The sequence below is a fragment of the Caproicibacterium argilliputei genome (assembly GCF_029211325.2).
Taxonomy (GTDB): Bacteria; Bacillota; Clostridia; order Oscillospirales; family Acutalibacteraceae; genus Caproicibacterium; species Caproicibacterium argilliputei.
In genome coordinates this window covers 1,379,046-1,395,886 of sequence record NZ_CP135996.1, presented here as the reverse complement: position 1 = coordinate 1,395,886, position 16,841 = coordinate 1,379,046, and the positions used below count along the sequence as shown (strand labels likewise).

General features: G+C 49.3%; 17 protein-coding genes. 1 reads left to right on the top strand and 16 read right to left on the bottom strand.

The genetic code is table 11. The annotated features are described in order from the left end of the window. Position 1 precedes the first annotated feature (1 nt). The 4 genes from PXC00_RS06765 to PXC00_RS06750 form a co-directional block, all read right to left on the bottom strand. A complete protein-coding gene (locus tag PXC00_RS06765; protein ID WP_275846373.1) occupies positions 2–238 on the bottom strand; it encodes an acyl carrier protein in 237 nt (78 codons plus the stop codon). 4 nt (positions 239–242) lie between these two features. After that, a complete protein-coding gene (locus PXC00_RS06760) occupies positions 243–1,235 on the bottom strand; it encodes a beta-ketoacyl-ACP synthase III (RefSeq protein WP_275846375.1) in 993 nt (330 codons plus the stop codon). Then, positions 1,232–1,666, bottom strand: coding sequence for a MarR family winged helix-turn-helix transcriptional regulator (locus PXC00_RS06755; RefSeq protein ID WP_275846378.1), 435 nt, complete (start codon positions 1,664–1,666; stop codon positions 1,232–1,234). The genes PXC00_RS06760 and PXC00_RS06755 overlap by 4 nt, the downstream gene beginning before the upstream one ends. Positions 1,667–1,810: 144 nt before the next feature. Further along, positions 1,811–3,328, bottom strand: coding sequence for a VanZ family protein (locus PXC00_RS06750; RefSeq protein ID WP_275846380.1), 1,518 nt, complete (start codon positions 3,326–3,328; stop codon positions 1,811–1,813). 238 nt (positions 3,329–3,566) lie between these two features. Between PXC00_RS06750 and PXC00_RS06745 the strand changes: the two genes are divergently transcribed. After that, positions 3,567–3,944: an inorganic diphosphatase gene (locus tag PXC00_RS06745; protein ID WP_316935183.1), complete on the top strand. Its 378-nt coding sequence runs from the start codon at positions 3,567–3,569 to the stop codon at positions 3,942–3,944. Between the two features lie 45 nt (positions 3,945–3,989). Here PXC00_RS06745 and dhaS read toward each other — a convergent pair whose 3' ends face one another. From dhaS to PXC00_RS06685, 12 genes are all read right to left on the bottom strand, one after another. Beyond that, positions 3,990–4,559 carry a dihydroxyacetone kinase transcriptional activator DhaS gene (gene dhaS / locus PXC00_RS06740; RefSeq protein WP_275846382.1) on the bottom strand — a complete coding sequence of 190 codons (570 nt, stop codon included), beginning with the start codon at positions 4,557–4,559 and terminating at the stop codon, positions 3,990–3,992. Positions 4,560–4,606: 47 nt separating this feature from the next. Continuing rightward, positions 4,607–6,256, bottom strand: coding sequence for a dihydroxy-acid dehydratase (ilvD, locus tag PXC00_RS06735; RefSeq protein WP_275846384.1), 1,650 nt, complete (start codon positions 6,254–6,256; stop codon positions 4,607–4,609). A gap of 188 nt (positions 6,257–6,444) precedes the next feature. Beyond that, positions 6,445–7,302 carry an IS3 family transposase gene (locus PXC00_RS06730; protein WP_316935181.1) on the bottom strand — a complete coding sequence of 286 codons (858 nt, stop codon included), beginning with the start codon at positions 7,300–7,302 and terminating at the stop codon, positions 6,445–6,447. Beyond that, positions 7,299–7,592, bottom strand: a complete 294-nt coding sequence (locus tag PXC00_RS06725; protein ID WP_316935180.1) for a helix-turn-helix domain-containing protein — start codon at positions 7,590–7,592, stop codon at positions 7,299–7,301. The genes PXC00_RS06730 and PXC00_RS06725 overlap by 4 nt, the downstream gene beginning before the upstream one ends. A 176-nt stretch (positions 7,593–7,768) precedes the next feature. Beyond that, positions 7,769–8,893 (bottom strand): hypothetical protein, encoded by a 1,125-nt coding sequence (locus PXC00_RS06720; RefSeq protein WP_275846031.1) that lies wholly within the window; start codon positions 8,891–8,893, stop codon positions 7,769–7,771. 66 nt (positions 8,894–8,959) lie between these two features. Then, on the bottom strand, positions 8,960–9,766 hold the full coding sequence (locus tag PXC00_RS06715) for a hypothetical protein (protein WP_275846032.1): 807 nt from the start codon (positions 9,764–9,766) through the stop codon (positions 8,960–8,962). Between the two features lie 346 nt (positions 9,767–10,112). After that, complete coding sequence (gene spo0A / locus PXC00_RS06710) at positions 10,113–10,865, bottom strand: sporulation transcription factor Spo0A (RefSeq protein ID WP_275846033.1); 753 nt, start codon at positions 10,863–10,865, stop codon at positions 10,113–10,115. A gap of 111 nt (positions 10,866–10,976) precedes the next feature. Continuing rightward, positions 10,977–12,032 carry a SpoIVB peptidase gene (gene spoIVB, locus PXC00_RS06705; protein WP_275846034.1) on the bottom strand — a complete coding sequence of 352 codons (1,056 nt, stop codon included), beginning with the start codon at positions 12,030–12,032 and terminating at the stop codon, positions 10,977–10,979. Positions 12,033–12,249: 217 nt separating this feature from the next. Further along, on the bottom strand, positions 12,250–12,522 hold the full coding sequence (locus tag PXC00_RS06700; RefSeq protein ID WP_275846035.1) for a hypothetical protein: 273 nt from the start codon (positions 12,520–12,522) through the stop codon (positions 12,250–12,252). Positions 12,523–12,662: 140 nt separating this feature from the next. Further along, entirely contained in the window at positions 12,663–14,051 is a 1,389-nt protein-coding gene (locus PXC00_RS06695) for a UDP-N-acetylmuramoyl-tripeptide--D-alanyl-D-alanine ligase (protein ID WP_316935179.1), read from the bottom strand. A gap of 76 nt (positions 14,052–14,127) precedes the next feature. Next, positions 14,128–15,603, bottom strand: coding sequence for a UDP-N-acetylmuramoyl-L-alanyl-D-glutamate--2,6-diaminopimelate ligase (locus PXC00_RS06690; protein ID WP_275846037.1), 1,476 nt, complete (start codon positions 15,601–15,603; stop codon positions 14,128–14,130). A 19-nt stretch (positions 15,604–15,622) separates the two neighbouring features. Then, positions 15,623–16,840 carry a glycosyltransferase gene (locus PXC00_RS06685; protein WP_275846038.1) on the bottom strand — a complete coding sequence of 406 codons (1,218 nt, stop codon included), beginning with the start codon at positions 16,838–16,840 and terminating at the stop codon, positions 15,623–15,625. Position 16,841 lies beyond the last annotated feature (1 nt).

Below are 16,841 nucleotides of genomic sequence, written 5' to 3'. Positions count from 1 at the left end.
TTTACGCCTCCGTTTTCTCAAGCAAGTTCAGCAGATCCTGAACCGTTGTCAACTGTGCGTCCTCCGGAATCTGAACACCAAACTCGTCTTCACAGGACATCATCAAATCGACCACATCCAGAGAGTCAAAGTCCAGTTCCTCAAAGGTGGTTTCCGGCTTCAATTCACCGGGCTTCAGGTCGTCTTTATATTCACGAAAGATTTTCTCGAGTTTTTTCAGGATTTCTGTATGATTCATTTTATCAAACTCCTTTGTCTCTATCAGTTGGTTTGTAATTCTGTTCCCAGCGGAGAACCGCTGTGCCGCTGGTTAAACCAGAGCCGAATGCGCAAAGCATCAGGATTTTTCCCGGCTGCAGATGCCCGGCGCGAACTTCTTGATCCAGTAAAATCGGAACACTGGCTGCGGAAGTATTGGCGGTCTGTGCGATGGTGGTCGGAATTTTTTCATGCGGCAGCTCCAGCTTTTTTGCAGCTGCGTCCAAAATCCGCTGATTGGCTTGATGCAGCAGAAAATGGTCAACTTCTGCAAGCGGGATTCCCGTTGCTTTGCTTGCCTGTTCCAAACCGCTGCAAATAGCATGCACCGCGAAGCGGTAAACTTCTTTTCCGTCCATACGCAGTCCGGGGGGTGTTTCCCTTTCCTGCACCCGATAAGGGCTGCTGCCCATCGGGCCGGGCACATGGATAGCCATAGAGCCTTCTGCGGTCAGCTGAATATATTTTAAGGCATCGCCCTCCCCAAGGACAACCGCCCCCGCACCATCACCGAACAAAACGCAGGTAGAGCGATCCTCCCAGTTTAAAAGTCGGCTGATTCCTTCGACCGCGACCACCAGAATCCGCTTTGCCTTCTTTCTGGCAAACCATCCGTCTGCCGCATCCAGTCCGTACAGGAAGCCGCTGCACGCCGCGTTTATATCAAAAGCCGGGCAAGAAGCCCCCAGTTCCTTCTGAATCACGCAGGCCTGGCTGGGTGAAATCCAGTCTCCGACTGCCGTCGGGCAGATAATGCAGTCCAGTTGCTGCGGCTCTGTTTCTGCCATTTCCAATGCTTTTCGCGCTGCCTGTACGGTCAGCTCCGTCACGGTTTCCGAGGTCAGCACGTGGCGGGTATGAATTCCTGTGCGCGTGCGAATCCATTCATCGCTGGTATCCAAAAATTCAGATAAATTCTCATTGCTGACTGTGCGTTTCGGTAAAGCGCTGCCTGTACCCAGTATTGTAAAACTCAAAACTTTCCCTCTTTCCGATGTAATTTGTCTGCAAAAAATTGGTTGAGTTTGCGAACCCCCTTCAACATGGCTTCCTGCTCCTCTGCATTTAGCGCATGGCTGACCGAGCGAACCATGCGCGTATGAAAGTAGCGATGCGCAGTAGTGGCTTTTTGCCCTGCACGTGTCAGGGTAACGTGCACAACCCGCCCATCCTGTGGGGACCTTTCCTTTTCTACATAACCCTTTCGCGCCAATTTGTTTACAGCTGCTGTCACACTGGGCAGACTGACCCGCTGGTTCGCGGAAAGGGAGCTGATGGTGCAGTCCGAGCCGGTGTCTTCCACCGCCTGCAGCAAGTGCATTTCCGAAATGGAAAGATTCAGTCCCTGGCTGCTTTTCAGCATATCTTCTTCAATTTCTTCGACTGAGCGATAAGCCAGCGTCAGCAAATCGTTCAGCTCGGTTTCCAGTGGTGTAATGCATGATCCCTTCTTTCAGTCCGCGACAGACATCAAATACTTAGTTAAGCTAATTAAGTATTATAGCGGCAAAAAGCGGCACTGTCAAGTACCGCCTGCTTTCCATGAAAAGTCCTATGGATTCTGCGCGGCATCAGAAGTCACAGAATCGGCTGATGCCGTTGGAATGATCTGCGACGGTACCGCCGAGGAATCTGCTGATGCCGCAGAAGAAGGGCTGGGAATACTCGCCAAAGCAGTAGACAACATAACAAACTCCTGTGTCTGCGTCTTGCTTCCATCCAACGTAACAGACAACAGACCCGTGCCGTTCGGCGAGAATCGACCGTTAATCTGCGCTTTGCTGCTCAGAAGCGAAATATCCCCCGTTTCCGAGATGGAGCCGGTGACCTGCCGGCTGTCGGTTTTGCCTGCAGGAATGTAATAAGCGTTCATACTGCCCCCGCTGCAGGAAGTGATCACCAGCGTATTGCCGCCTGCATCATTCCAAGTGCCGGTCAGGTTCCAAGTGTCCACACCCCAGGACGTGACAATTGGTTTTTCCTGCTTTGCCGCCGAGGAAACTGCCGCCGACTGCGCTGTGGACGCAACAGAAGACGCCGACGTTTCTTCCGGAAAACGAATCTGCATATGCAGAACCGCCATCGCTTTTTTTACGGTAAACTGCACCAAAGTAGCGTCATCAAAGGTTTGGGAGTCCACCTTAATCTCACTGATTTCCGTTTCGGAAACCGCAAACGCCTGAAATCCACTTTCCTGGACAGCGGAAGCTAAATCTGCCGCAGAATATGTGCGCGTGACACGCTGCGGTTTTAAAGGCGGCAACGAGGAGTTTTCTTCTGCGGACTGCACCGAAGCGGTTCCCGTAAGGAACTGCTGCCATGGCCACTCCCCTTTTTCTTGATACCATGCCAGCGACAATCCGGCAGCCACCGCCAGCAGACTGAGGAAAAGAATCAGGATAACCAAAGGTGCACGGGACTTATGCTCCGGTACATCAGCTTCCTCATCTTCATAAGGTTCGTAAATATCCGGCTCACTCAAATCAATTTTTGTGCCGTCTGGAGAAAACAGTGCCTGACTGTCAACCAGCGGTTCGCCGCATTTCACACAGCAGATTACATCTGTTGGATTGTCGAAGCCACAGTTCGGGCAAATCATGGATGCGCCTCCCTTTTTACCATGAAAATGATAAAAAATATGCAGCAGCAGCAAGGTGAAAAGCGCCCCGAGCAAAGCCCCGACCATATCCAGCAACACATCGCGCAGAGAAGGCGTCCGCTGTGTGGAAAACGACTGGTGAAATTCATCGCCTGCCGCATAAAGCGCACAGAAGCCGACACAGATCGTTACCCATACCGCAGAGGACCACTGAAAGCCGGAAATCCAGCCCCCGAAAAACGCCGCCAGTAAGAAATAAATACCGAAATGTGCTGCCTTACGGACGAAGTGGTTCATCTGTGTGTCAGAAAATGCCAGATGCAGATTTTGCTGCAGCCAATGCGCCACAGGTATACTGATTGCATCGCTTGCTTTCCCACTTTGTGCGGAAAAAGCATAGATACAAACCATACAGCCAACAGCAAGAAAAAAGCAAAGCCATTGGCGCACCCGCAGACCGGTCTGTTTCATGCGCGGCCACCGCCTTTTCGGAACACGGTGCTGCCGAAGCTCGGGTCAAAAGACATCGGTATTCCTACCCCATTTCAAAGTCGACAAGAATGGTCATAGTATACCACATTTCTTCCAAGCTGCAAAGTCTCGCAAACCATAAAACTGGTTTTGCTTGTAAGTACGAGTATTTTGTATTATCATAACATAGGTTCTGTGTATGATTTTGTAATATTCTGGACAAGCAGAGGTATCCGTTATGAAACCAACAAGTCGACGCAAGCAGGATGCAAAAACAGACAACCATTTTCCGTACAGGCATCCTGTCACGGTGATCATTGACCGGCTGCTGGGCAGCACACACCCGGACTTTCCAAAAACAAGATATCCGGTCAACTATGGCTATATTCCCGGCATCCCCGCCTCAGACGGCGAAGAGCAGGATGCATACGTTCTCGGTGTAACCAAACCGGTAAAATACTTTACCGGCGAGCTCATTGCCGTGATTCACCGAAAGAATGATATGGAAGACAAGTGGGTTGTCGTACCGTTTCACACCCATTGGACGCCGGAAACCATTCGGGAACAAACTGCGTTTATAGAGCAGTATTTTGACACAACCGTTTTGATGTTGTAAAAAGCACCGTTCCGCCGGCATTTTTCTGTCGACAGAACGGTGCTCTCATTTTTCTTCGGATTCTTTTCCGCTTTGCTCATCTGTTATCACGCAGTGTGCTGCGCACACCACCGCATGGTGCACCAGACGGACGAACTTTTCCGGCGTGATATCCGCTTGATCAGTCAGCCATCTGCAGATTCCCGTTTTGCAGGCATCGATAAACAGTTGAACATAGAAATCCATATGTTCTTCGTCTTCCGTGAAAATTTCTTCAAAATACGGCTGTACAATTGCGTGCATCACATCTGCAAAGTAGTCCGTAAAGGAGTTTTGACCGGTCACCTGCAGTGCATTCACATAAAAGGACCGGTTGGCATAGAAATAATTGCAAACCTCCAGAAGCAGATTCCAGCCGCTGGTGGGGGCGTGCTCACACAGATGCTCAATCAGCTCTGTATAGAAAATCCAGTTTACCAAGTCGTATTTATCCCGAAAATGGTAGTAAAAACTCTGCCGGTTCATCGAACAGCGTGCACAAATATCGCTGATGCTGATTTTGGAAAAGGGTTTTTCCCTCATAAGCGATTTCATGGCATCTGCAAGGGCCTTTTTGGTGATGTTTGAATCCGCCATTCCGATTTCCCTTCTTTGCTGCTGTGCCGATTTTCAGCTGCTTTCAATTACAGAGAAAGCACAGCACCTTTGCTGCCGGAAGTCACCAGCGCCGCATAGCGGGCAAGGTAGCCGGTTACATTCTGCTTTTTCGGTGTCCAGGCGGCACGGCGCTGTTCCAACTGCTCGTCCGTCAAATCCACACGGATGGAGTGGTCGGGAATATCAATCTCAATCATATCGCCATCCTGCACCAAGGCAATCGGCCCGCCCACTGCCGCTTCCGGAGAAATATGGCCAATGGCTGCACCGCGCGTTGCGCCGCTGAAGCGTCCGTCGGTAATGAGCGCCACACTTTCGCCAAGGCCGCTGCCCATAATGGCGGAGGTCGGGTTCAGCATTTCGCGCATACCGGGGCCACCCTTCGGCCCTTCGTAGCGAATGACAATGACTTCACCGGCCTGAATACCGCCGCCGAGGATTGCCCGCATGGCATCCTCTTCACTGTCAAAGACATGAGCCGGGCCGCGGTGTTTAAGCATATTCGGCGCAACCGCACTACGCTTGACCACGCAGCCGTCCGGTGCCAAATTTCCGTGCAGAACCGCAATGCCGCCGGTTTTGCTGTACGGATTGTCCATGGTACGAATGACCTCTGGATTCTTGTTGATGCTGTCAGCAATATTCTCCGCCACAGATTTGCCCGTGCAGGTCATACAGTCTGTATGCAGCAGGCCGGTGTCTGCCAGTTCCTTCATGACAGCGTAAACGCCGCCGGCTTCGTTCAGGTCTTCAATGTATGTGTGACCGGCCGGTGCCAAGTGGCACAGGTTTGGTGTCTTTTCGCTGATACGGTTTAGAACATCCAGATTCAGTTCCAACCCACATTCGTGTGCGATAGCAGGCAGGTGCAGTGCGCTGTTGGTGCTGCAGCCAAGCGCCATATCCACGGTCAGCGCATTTTCGAAAGCCGCCATGGTCATAATATCCCGTGGGCGGATGTTTTTCTTCAGCAGCTCCATAATCTGCATACCGGCGTGCTTCGCAAGCTGCAGACGCGCAGAATAAACAGCCGGAACCGTTCCGTTTCCTTTCAGACCCATGCCAAGTGCTTCGGTCAGACAGTTCATGCTGTTTGCCGTGTACATACCGGAGCAGGAGCCGCAGGTCGGGCAGGTGTTTGCTTCGTATTCATCCAAAACTTCTTTAGAAATCTTCCCTGCGGCAAACTGCCCCACAGCCTCGCTGGCACTGGAGAAGCTTGTTTTCTTTCCCTGCACCCGACCGGCAAGCATGGGGCCGCCGCTGACAAAGATTGCCGGGACATTCAGCCGGGCGGCAGCCATGAGCAGCCCCGGAACGTTTTTGTCGCAGTTTGGCACCAGAACCAGAGCATCCAGCGCGTGCGCAATTGTCATGGCTTCGGTGGAATCCGCAATCAATTCACGGGTTACCAGGCTGTACTTCATGCCGCGGTGCCCCATGGCGATGCCGTCACATACCGCAATGGCTGGAAAGACAAGCGGTGTGCCACCCGCCATAGAAACGCCGGTCTTCACAGCCTGTACAATTTTGTCAATGTTCATGTGACCCGGAACGATTTCATTGTAAGAACTGACGATGCCGATTAGCGGTCGGTCAATTTCTTCATTTGTAAGACCGAGTGCGTGAAACAACGCGCGTTTCGGTACATCTTTTTTAATTGCGTCACTGTTCATGCCTATTCCCTCCATTTGTAACAAGCCCTGCTCAAATTTTTGTATATTTATTTATTATAAAGAATCTCCGCGAAACTGTCAAATGATTTCAACACATTTTGAAATGAAAAAAGCCCCCCAGCTTGGTTGAACTGCCCCCAGAGTTAATGGACAAAGAATAAAAAGCCCTGTCGTAGAATATTGTAAGATTACGCAACCTGATGCCGCTTTTCAAGTGGTGTCAGGTGCGTTTTTGTTTCGATGCGCTCATTGTTGTAGAAATCTATGTATTCATCGATCAGTTGTCTTGCTTCATCAAAAGAGGAAAGCTTATGGCGGTAAATACATTCAGTTTTAAGAATGGAAAAGAAATTTTCAGCCAATGCATTGTCATAGCAGTTACCACGTCTTGACATAGATGGTGTGATGCCGTACTCTTTGGTTAGGTTGAAATATGCTTGTGAGGTGTATTGAAACCCTTGGTCGCTGTGGAGGTGCAACTCCCCGGCGGCCGCTTCTTTTTCCACAGCAAGTTTGATTGTATTCAAAACAAGATTTACCGTCTGTTCGGTTCCGGTCTTGTAGGCGACAATGCTGTTGTCAAAGAGATCGCGAATCATAGACAGATATAGAACACCTTGGGCCGTGTGTATGTATGAGATGTCTGTTACCCATTTCTGATTAGGTCTGTCGGCAACAAAGTTTCGATTCAACACGTTTTCATATTTGTGAAGTTGCTGTCCCATTTGCTTGTACTTCTTACGACGACGTATTTCAGAGAGCAAACCATATTTATTCATGATGCGGAGAACCGTTTTAGGGTTGAAATGCAAAGATTTCTTACGTTCCAACCAAATTTGAACTCGTCTGTAACCGTAAGTTTTACCACAGCTTTTCTGACACTCCGCTATGAGTCCAGCAAGTTTTGTATTACGTGGCAGTAATTCACGGCGCTTTACATAGTCGTAGTAGCCGCTGCGCGATACCCCAAAGAATTTGCACATGATTCTTACCGGATATTTCTCACTGCGACAATAGATTACTTCATATTTTATGGCAGCTTTCACTTCCTTCCAACAGCGTGAAGAAAATCCCGCAGCAAATCATTCTCCATTTTTAACCGTTTGTTCTCGTATTTGTATTCTTGCAATGTGACGGCAGGCTTACGCCCCCGTCTCTTTGGCGAAAGTCCTGCTTCTTCACGATCTGCTTCTTTGTTGTGTCGGTTAATCCAGTTCTTTATCTGAATTTTGTTTAATCCTAATTCATCTGCAATTTCTTGTCTCGTTTTTCCTGCTGCCCTCATCGCCAGAATTTTCGGCTCAAATGCTTTTATATTCGTCCAACTTCTTTTCATAAAAATTGCCTCCCTTCGTAGTTTAATTATCCTACGATGGGAGGCTTTTTTGCAATGTCCGTTTTTACTGGGGCAGTTCAACCTGAACTGAACCGCTGAAAGAGCCCTCCCAAAAAGGAAACTAACGTTTCGCCATTGAAACAGGATTATTGCAGTCGAACCTGCAAGGGTATGTTTTACGCAAACAACATAAAATTGTTGATATAGCTTTGGTTTGGGTCACAGGAAAACAATTCTTTTATCTCTTTGGTCTTCATGTCATACTCTACCAGGTCACGCGGGTCCTGCCGCAAAAAATAAGCCTTGCTTCCGTCTTGGCTGTAGCAAATCGTATCTGCGGTATCTCCCTTTTTCCCAATTCGTATAGGAGTGGTAGTCTGCTTTGTCTGGATGTTATATTGACGAATGGTTTCGCTTGCAGCGCTTTCCATATCATCTTTTCCTGATACATAGTAAATTTGGTTTCCATGTGCAGCCATTCGATAAATAAGATCTTTTTTTAATGCAAATATCTGACTTGACAATGACCGATCTAAATCCACAGCGCTAATATGAGTATTTGAATGTTCATACATATAATTATTCTTTTTTTTCGTTTCTTCGGCACTCATGTTGAATTTATCCATTAAAATCCATTCTGCATTATCAGACTGACATGCAGCATATACCTTGTGAGCATAAGGGTCATATGCAATTTTTTCAACATGTGGATCTTCAAAACCTGTATGAACCGCCGTTTCTATCTTACTGGTTTTACTGATGAGGATGGGTGCTACGTTATGAGTTTTGCTTTTCATCGCTGACAAATAAATCGTATCTTTGTAAGGGATAATATCATTAATTGCTGACAAATCGTGCGTATACTCCACCGTTTTCTTGGTGCTGAGATTATAGGAAAATAATTGGTCACCTCTATTCCCCTTATCCGTGCTTTGCGCAGAATAATAAACACAATTATCCTCTTTGCTGTATACCGCTAACGGGTATTGGGACGTATACGGCACTTTTGTAACTTCCGTCGCTTTCTGCGCTGTAAAGTCGTAACAGAAAACGTGGATCGTCATCGAGCCGTCCTTGTTATCCGGGTCATCATAACTCGTCATTGCAAAGGAAATGTATCCGTTTTGTGCCGCTTTCGCGGGCTGACTGTTGGCAATACTATTCTCTTTTGTACTGTTGGTCGAAACAGCGGACATCGGTTTCGACACCGCACTGTTCACTGTCTGGCTGTCCCTGCACCCGACAAACCCAATGAATATGAAAACCGTTGTCATCACCGCAAGTGCTTTCTCTTTTTTCATGGTTTTCTCTCCTTTAAAAAACATCATGCACACAAAAATCTGTGCATGATGCTGAATCAAAACGTATTATGCCTTAGGATGGCTGAACGAAGAATGATCGATAGACACATAACTATGCCAGGTTACACCAAAATATTCTGTGCCATACTTCCAAATGTCAAGGCACGCATCTGGGAGACCTCCATTGTCGTTTTTATACATTTTAACGGTCTTCCTATTTGCTGTGCATGTAACGGCAGTCTCACTTGGCGGATTATCATATGCGCCCTTTGTTGCAACGTCACCTTTTTTTAGGTAGTTGTTGTGGTCACCAATCGTATCCGTGAAATTGGTGAATCGACCGGAGCCTGACACAGTAGAGCTAGTTATCTTCATCCTGTTTGAGTGACTTCCCCACGAATAGTTTCCATTTGCTGCATAATGCCCACGGTATGCTGAAAGTGAGACTTTGCTGTCGTTTACCGCATGGTTCTCTGTATCCGGTGTGATCTCTTTTTGATACCCCTCACCGTCATACTTTACTACCATTCCCGCAACAGGCGTTGGACTCTTAATGATCGTCAATGAACCGTCTTGAATCTCTTGCTGATGCTCATTAAGGTACTTCTGCTTCTCTGCCAAAAGGGCATTCAGCTCTTTCTGCGCTGTTTCATCGCAGCTCCCGCCCTGTACAATTATGTATTGTGTCGGAGAAGTGTATCGAATGATTGTATCGGGTTCCATTCTGTCTGGAATTTCCGTCTGAACAGTTGCACTGGATGTGCCTGTATCTGGAGCAATTTGAGTTGCAAATACATTTACAGGGAAAGCAAGCTGAGTGGCAATACAAGCTACAAGAAGCGAAAGTGATACTGTTTTTTTACTTTTTTTCATTTTAATGTTCCTCCTTGATTTTTTCAAAACAATAATGCACAGTTACACTCCCGGCACTTTGCCGGATTTAATCAGCCCATTTGGCCCACCCTTTTAAATAATGTTTAATTTTCTTTATTATATCACATAATACAGGGAAATGTATTTACAATTGATTACAGTTTGTTTCAAATAAGTAACAAAATTGAAAATAGAATGAATCAGAAAAATCTTTGTCTAAAAAAATTCCCATAAAGTCAGGCAGAGGATGCATCTGCCTGACTTTATGGGATGAGTAGACTAAAAAATTAAAACTTTTAATTACAGTGGCTAGCTGTATAAAAACATGGAATTTTGCGGATGCTTCTTACCCTGCGGTCTTCATGTGCAAGCGCAGACGGTCGGAAATCATGGCGATGAACTCCGAATTTGTCGGCTTGCCGCGTGTGTTATGGATGGTATAGCCAAAGTACGAATTTAATATGTCCACATCCCCCCGGTCCCACGCCACTTCAATGGCGTGGCGAATGGCACGTTCCACGCGGGACGGTGTGGTTTCGTACTTTTTAGCCACACCGGGATACAGCTGCTTGGTCACCGCATTGATGATGTCTGGATCTTCAATGGCCATTAAAATGGAATCGCGCAGATAATGATAGCCTTTGATGTGTGCCGGAACGCCAATTTGATGCAGAATTTCTGTTACCTGCACTTCCAGAGTTTCTTGGCAGGGTACCGCCGGATTGTCCATGGTTAGCAGCTGCCGGATGCGTTTGGCCAGCTGTACAGTTTCATAAGGCTGCACAGCAAGGTAGCAGGCGCCGGAAGATAAAACCTCGCGCTCTAAAGTCGGGCTGGTAAAGTTGCTTTCCACCACGAATGCCGGAATTTTGACAATGCGGTGCTCCTGAAGCGCATTGAGGACTCCCACGGCATCCAGACCGGGCATGAAGATGGGTGCCAGTACAGCATCTGGACGCTGCGCTTCAATGGCTTCCAGCAGGGAAGTGCCGTCTTTCGCCGTGTAAACGACCGAAAAGCCGCTTTCCTCGAAGATCTGGTTGTTCTCACGCTGATATTCGGGATTGTCATTTGCAATCATGAGCTTTACGTTCTCCATATTTAGTCCCCCTAAGATTTTTTGCACCATTATATTACCATATATTACCAAAGATAGCAATAGGTTTCTTGAATTTTTTTTTATAAAGAGGCAAAATATTGAGAACACACGTTAAGAAGCCGCTTTTTGTGCCGCTTCCGCCGCTCCTGTCAGCATATGATCTGCTAAAATTCCATATCCTCTAGTCGGGTCATTCACAAAAACATGGGTGACAGCGCCCACCAGTTTTCCATTTTGTAAAATAGGGCTGCCGCTCATCCCCTGCACGATTCCGCCAGTTTTCTGAATCAGCTGCGTATCGGTAACGTGCAAAATCATGTTTTTGCTTTGTGACACCCGCGTATTCAGCAGTTCAATCTCAGCTTGATACGTTTTAGGTGTTTTCCCGTCGATGGTACAAAGGATTTCAGCCGGACCGGTTTTCACCTGTTCCGCCGGGCAAACCGGGACTGCCCGCCCCTGCGGAGCATGGTTGAGCGTTCCAAACACACCTTGCAAGCTGTTGGCATAGAGCGTGCCGGCTGGAATATCCGAGTCGAAGTATCCCTGCAATTCCCCCGGCACACCCTGCACCCCTTTTTGAATTCCAGAAATGGTAACAGGAACAACATCTCCGCATCCAAATGGGATAAGCTCGTTTGTGTCCGGATCTGTAATGCCATGGCCAAGACCCGCGAAAGTTCCGTTCTGCGGGTCATAATACGTTAAAGTGCCGACTCCGGCAGCACTGTCGCGCACCCAAAGACCCGCACGATAACATCCCGTACTCTGCACAGGCGAAAGTTTTGCCAAAAGCTTTTGACCGTTGCGCACCACCCCAAGCGTTAAAGAACGCCCACTGCAGCTCAAAATTGTATGAGAGAGCTGCTCGTTACTGGTTATTGCCTTGCCGTCTACGGACACAATGATGTCCCCAGTGCGGATGTCGGCCTCTCGTGCGGGATTGACGACCCCCGCACCCGTTTCCAAATCTGCAGTGCCGACCACCACTACACCGTTTGTAAAAATTTTAATACCAAAGGGCGTGCCGCAGGGCACAACCATTCGCGCTTCTCCCGTACTGACCGATTTGACAGTCGGCTCTGCCGCACCGGCTGTGACTCCCCCAAGCAAAACCGCAAGTAGAAAAGCCGCAGCTGCCTGCCGTATTTGAAAATGATGTTTCATAAGCGCACCTCCTCGCCGCTTCGTTACCTTTCCACGTGGAGTTGCGTTTTAAATTGGGAATTCTATAGTCTGTCGGCACTATCTGGCGCGGATAAAAACCACAACACACAGAGCGTGCGGCCCGGAAAAATTCCTTAATCTTTTCTCCAAAAACTACATAAAAAAAGTCCTGTCTGCACAGACAGGACTTCCTAAAAATTTGTATAAATTTCTATTTTTATTTCATAATAACGCCCGCCGCCCGGCTGCGCTCGGAACCCAGTGCTACCGGCAGCGTTCCCTGTTTGCTGTGGCGGATTACGAAAAACACAATCGCGCTGGACAGTGCCGCGCTGAGCAGCACAATGGCAAATCCCAACATTCCGGCAGAGGCGCTTCCTGTTTGCTGGGCAGCATCGGCAGCCGCGCAGACCCCTGCTGCCGGCAGCAAGGAAAACGACAGCAGCAGGGATGAAGACAGAGCAGATAGAGCGATTTGGCTTTTTTTCATCGGATGATCATCCCTCCTTTGAAAATTGTGTAGGCGGTTCCACAAATCCGTTTGTTCCAAATGTGTCCCTTCCATTCAGAGTAACAGATTCCTCTGCAATATGCAAGCTATGCCCGGTTCCATTTTCTGTGTGTACCGCTTCAGCAATTCTCTGCCAGCAGCCAGGATACAATTTCCTCTGTATGCATCCCGCGGGATCCTTTGACCAAAACCGTATCTCCCGGGTGCAGCAGCCCTTTGAGCGCCGCGATTGCCTGTGCGTTGGTTTGGCATACTCTTACAGGCAGCTCCGCCCGTTCCTGAGCTGCCCCCTGTGCAAGAGTTGCTGCTTCCGTTCCCACGGTGACCAACACGTCCACACCGGCTCTCGCGGCATACTGCCCACAGTGCCGGTGTGCCTCCTGTGACACACTGCCCAGCTCCAGCATATCCGCAAGGACCGCCACCCGGCGGTGCGGAAAACTGCACAATACGTTCAGCGCGCCGCGCATTGCATCGGGACTTGCATTGTAGGAATCATCGATCACCGTAATATGCCCAGCCTGGTGAATCTGCTGGCGCATGGCAAGCGGTTCATAAGTGGAAAGCGCTTTTGCAGCTGCCGGAACTTCCACATGCAGAACATCCGCAATCGCCAAAGCCGCCAGGGCGTTCGTCACCTGATGTGCCCCCAGCACCGGCAGAGAAACCGGAATCCGACCGCCGTGGTAAGCCATAACAAAGTGCATAGCCCCCTTTTCGCTTCTGACAGCTTCAGCCCGGTAATCGCACCATGGCTGTGTGCCGACAAACACTGTCCGAAACGGCGTCTTTCCGCGCAAACCTGCCAACAACTTGTCATCACCATTTAAAACCAGAATCGACTGTGCAACAAATCCATCTGTGATATGCAGCTTTTCCCGCAAAATGGCTTCCTGTGAATGCAGATTTTCAATATGTGACACTCCGATATTCGTCAAAACCGCAAACTGCGGCGCCGCAATTTTGGCAAGCCGTGCCATTTCGCCGAACTGGCTCATACCCATTTCGACCACGGCAGCTTCTGTCTGCGGTTCCAGCTGAAACATGGTCAGTGGAACGCCCACCTGGCTGTTTTGATTGCCCTGCGTTTTCATAACCTGATAACGTGCAGACAAAGCCAGGGCAACCATTTCTTTCGTTGTCGTTTTTCCAACGCTGCCGGTAATGCCGACAACCGGGCCCGTAAAGCGACGGCGGTAAGCGGCAGCCAGCTTCTGCAAGGCCTCTGCTGTGTCCGGTACAGAAATCAGCGCTCCCGTCGCGGTGGTACCATCCACCGGCTCCTGTGTCAGTGCAGCTGCGGCACCGGCGGTAAAGACCGCCGGAATATAAATATGCGCGTCTGTCCTTTCCCCTTTCAGCGGAACGAACAGCGAACCCGGCTGCGCCTGGCGGCTGTCGACACATACACTGGAAATGATTTTCTGCGGCTCTCCGCACAGCAGCTTTCCACCACACATACGTGCCGTTTCTTTAATTGTAATCTGCATGGCTTTTGGTGTACACACCCTTTCCAATCTCTGCAATTTGCAGATTTAAAAAGGCACGAAAACTCCGTACCTCGGCTTTTCAAATCAAATGCTGTCAAAGACTCTCGGCAGGCAGTTTCCCCTCTGCCATTAAAATTTCGCGAACCACCTCGCGCTCGTCAAAGGGATATTTCACACCTTTGATTTCCTGATAGTCCTCATGCCCTTTACCGGCGAGCACAATCACATCCCCCTCCTGCGCATTGTCCAAACAGAAGCGGATGGCTTCCTTTCGGTCAGGAATCACCACATACTTGCCGACTGTTTTATGCAAACCCACTTCAATATCCGCCAGGATATCCATGACATTTTCGTCACGGGAATTGTCAGCTGTGATGACAGAAAGATCGGCAAGCTTGCCGCTCATTTCCCCCATTTCGTAGCGGCGCAGCTTCGGGCGGTTTCCGCCCGCACCAAAAAGGCAGACCAAGCGGCGCGGATGGTACTCCCGCAAAGTGGACAGAATATTCTGCATACTCACAGCATTGTGGGCATAATCAATCAGCAGTGTATAATTGCCGGGCACCGGAACCGGCTCCACACGGCCCTTCACTTTTACGGTGTCCAGCCCTCTCCGAACATCGGCAAGCGACACGCCGAACTGCTGACAGACTGCAACCGCGCCAAGTGCGTTGTATACATTAAATCTGCCGGAAATGTCCACCTGCACATGACCCCGCATACTGCCGCACAGATCAAACCCAACGCCGAGATATCCCGGCTTAGAAATCAGGCAGTCATTTTCCGCGCGCAGCTGCGCTTCTTTCCGAAAACCATAGGTAGAAAGCGTGCAGGTGTGCCCTGCCGTAATCCCCTGCCAGTTGGCATCATCCACGTTAATAATGCCCAGACGGCATTTTTGAAACAGCAGCGCTTTGCAGGCCATGTATTCCTGCATATCCTTATGCTCCAAACCGCCAATATGGTCTTCGCTGAAATTGGTAAAAAGACCGATATCAAATGAAAAACCATCGACACGGTGGTCACGCAGACCGATGGAACTTGCCTCCAGCACGCAGGCTTTGCAGCCGGCCTCCACCATCATATGCATAAACTTTTGGATATCATACGACTCCGGTGTGGTATTGTTCGTTTTAATAACCTGTGAACCAACCACAGTACCGATGGTGCCGATAATGCCGGTCGGGATGCCCGCCGCTTCCAGAATCGAATGAATCATATACGTAGAAGTGGTTTTGCCTTTTGTTCCGGTTACGCCAATCACTTTCAGTTGCTTTGCCGGATGGCCAAACCACGCTGCAGAAAGCAGTGCAAGTGCTTCTCGGGTGTCCTTCACACGTATTTCCGCACAGGATACCGGCGCGATGTCATGCTGTGTCACAATCGCACAGGCGCCATCTGCCGCTGCCTGTGCGGCGAAAGCATGGCTGTCTGTCCGGCTGCCGACCAAGCAGACGAACACGCTGCCCGCCTTTACTTTGCGCGAATCATAAGTAATTCCTGTTACAGTTTTCTGCAGATCGCCGGATGTCCGGCAGGGCATCTTCTCCAGAAGTTCTTGGATGGTCATCTCTTGCACACCTCAACTTTCATGATTCTGCAGACTGCTGTTCGGCAGGGGTTCCCGCAAGCAGTGCATACAGTTTTTGGATTTCCTCTACATTGGAGGAATCCATCTCGGACAGCGTCTGTTCCAGCTTGCCGCGCAGGGCAGCGTCTGTCAATAGACGTTCCAATCCTTCCGCGATTCCCTGCGGATTCATCGGAACAATCAAACCGGTTTCTCCATCTGTAATCTGGTCTTTTGCCGTTGAAAAGTCTGTCAGCAGAATTGGCTTACACAGCGCCATCGCTTCATCCACTGCGATGCTTTTCCCCTCAAAGCGAGACGGCTGCAAATACACATCACACGCCTTGACAAAGGGATAAGGATTGCCCTGCTCCCCCAGAAAAACAATATCCTCTGTAAGGCCGTACTCCTGAATCTGCGCCTGCAGCGCCTCTTTTTCAGGGCCAATACCTATAATATACCAGCGGAACTGCAGACCCTTTCTGCGCAGTGCCCGAATGGCCGGAATCGCAAGATCCAGTCCTTTCTGTTGGGACAGACGCGCAATGGTCAGCACCCGCAGACCTTGATAGGAATCAGAAACAGCCAAAGGCTCCTCCGCCAGCTTTTGCAGGAACGGCGGGGAAAGCAGATTATACTGTACATGGAATTTTTCAGCAAGGGCAGGAAATGTGCGAACCAATGCGTCCCGACAGGATTCGGAAACGGTGCAGACAGCGTTCAGCTTCGTCAGATACGGTTCGTCAAATGCGCGGTTCAAACCCATCGCCGTGTAATCACCGTGGATAAAGCCGATTTTTCGTTTTGCCTGCACATTTTCCACGCAGTAATAAATCGGCTGCCCTTCCATAAATGCGACCGCCGCATCATACGGCTTGGTGTTTTTCCGAACGAAATGCCGCTCTACCTTCCACATTTTCACAAGCCGCTCGCCCATGGTTCCGCGCAGACCCGCCAGAGTCACGCCGGTGCGGCACAAAGCGGTCAGCGGCTGCTTCTGCTTCAGCAGCAGGGGCAGTGCCTGCCGGATATTCCGCTTGTATGCCTGCGGAAACAGCGGCGGCAGTAAATGGACCTGTTTCGGCACACGCGGCAAAAACAGGCCATCATTTGCAAAAAGCTGTAAATCGACATCATAAGTGCTATAATCAAATAAAGACAGCAGCGTAACCAGACTTTTTTCAATTCCGCCGCTGTGCAGACTGTAATTTATAAAAAGAATTCTTTTTTTCGGCATG

Bases quoted from the DNA above. Each gene is read 5' to 3' on its own strand.
- PXC00_RS06685 (WP_275846038.1), bottom strand. From the start codon at position 16,840: ATGCCGAAAAAAAGAATTCTTTTTATAAATTACAGTCTGCACAGCGGC.
- spoIVB (WP_275846034.1), bottom strand. From the start codon at position 12,032: ATGAAACATCATTTTCAAATACGGCAGGCAGCTGCGGCTTTTCTACTT.
- PXC00_RS06715 (WP_275846032.1), bottom strand. From the start codon at position 9,766: ATGAAAAAAAGTAAAAAAACAGTATCACTTTCGCTTCTTGTAGCTTGT.
- PXC00_RS06750 (WP_275846380.1), bottom strand. From the start codon at position 3,328: ATGAAACAGACCGGTCTGCGGGTGCGCCAATGGCTTTGCTTTTTTCTT.
- PXC00_RS06720 (WP_275846031.1), bottom strand. From the start codon at position 8,893: ATGAAAAAAGAGAAAGCACTTGCGGTGATGACAACGGTTTTCATATTC.
- PXC00_RS06700 (WP_275846035.1), bottom strand. From the start codon at position 12,522: ATGAAAAAAAGCCAAATCGCTCTATCTGCTCTGTCTTCATCCCTGCTG.
- PXC00_RS06690 (WP_275846037.1), bottom strand. From the start codon at position 15,603: ATGACCATCCAAGAACTTCTGGAGAAGATGCCCTGCCGGACATCCGGC.
- dhaS (WP_275846382.1), bottom strand. From the start codon at position 4,559: ATGGCGGATTCAAACATCACCAAAAAGGCCCTTGCAGATGCCATGAAA.
- ilvD (WP_275846384.1), bottom strand. From the start codon at position 6,256: ATGAACAGTGACGCAATTAAAAAAGATGTACCGAAACGCGCGTTGTTT.
- PXC00_RS06725 (WP_316935180.1), bottom strand. From the start codon at position 7,592: ATGAAAAGAAGTTGGACGAATATAAAAGCATTTGAGCCGAAAATTCTG.
- spo0A (WP_275846033.1), bottom strand. From the start codon at position 10,865: ATGGAGAACGTAAAGCTCATGATTGCAAATGACAATCCCGAATATCAG.
- PXC00_RS06745 (WP_316935183.1), top strand. From the start codon at position 3,567: ATGAAACCAACAAGTCGACGCAAGCAGGATGCAAAAACAGACAACCAT.
- PXC00_RS06765 (WP_275846373.1), bottom strand. From the start codon at position 238: ATGAATCATACAGAAATCCTGAAAAAACTCGAGAAAATCTTTCGTGAA.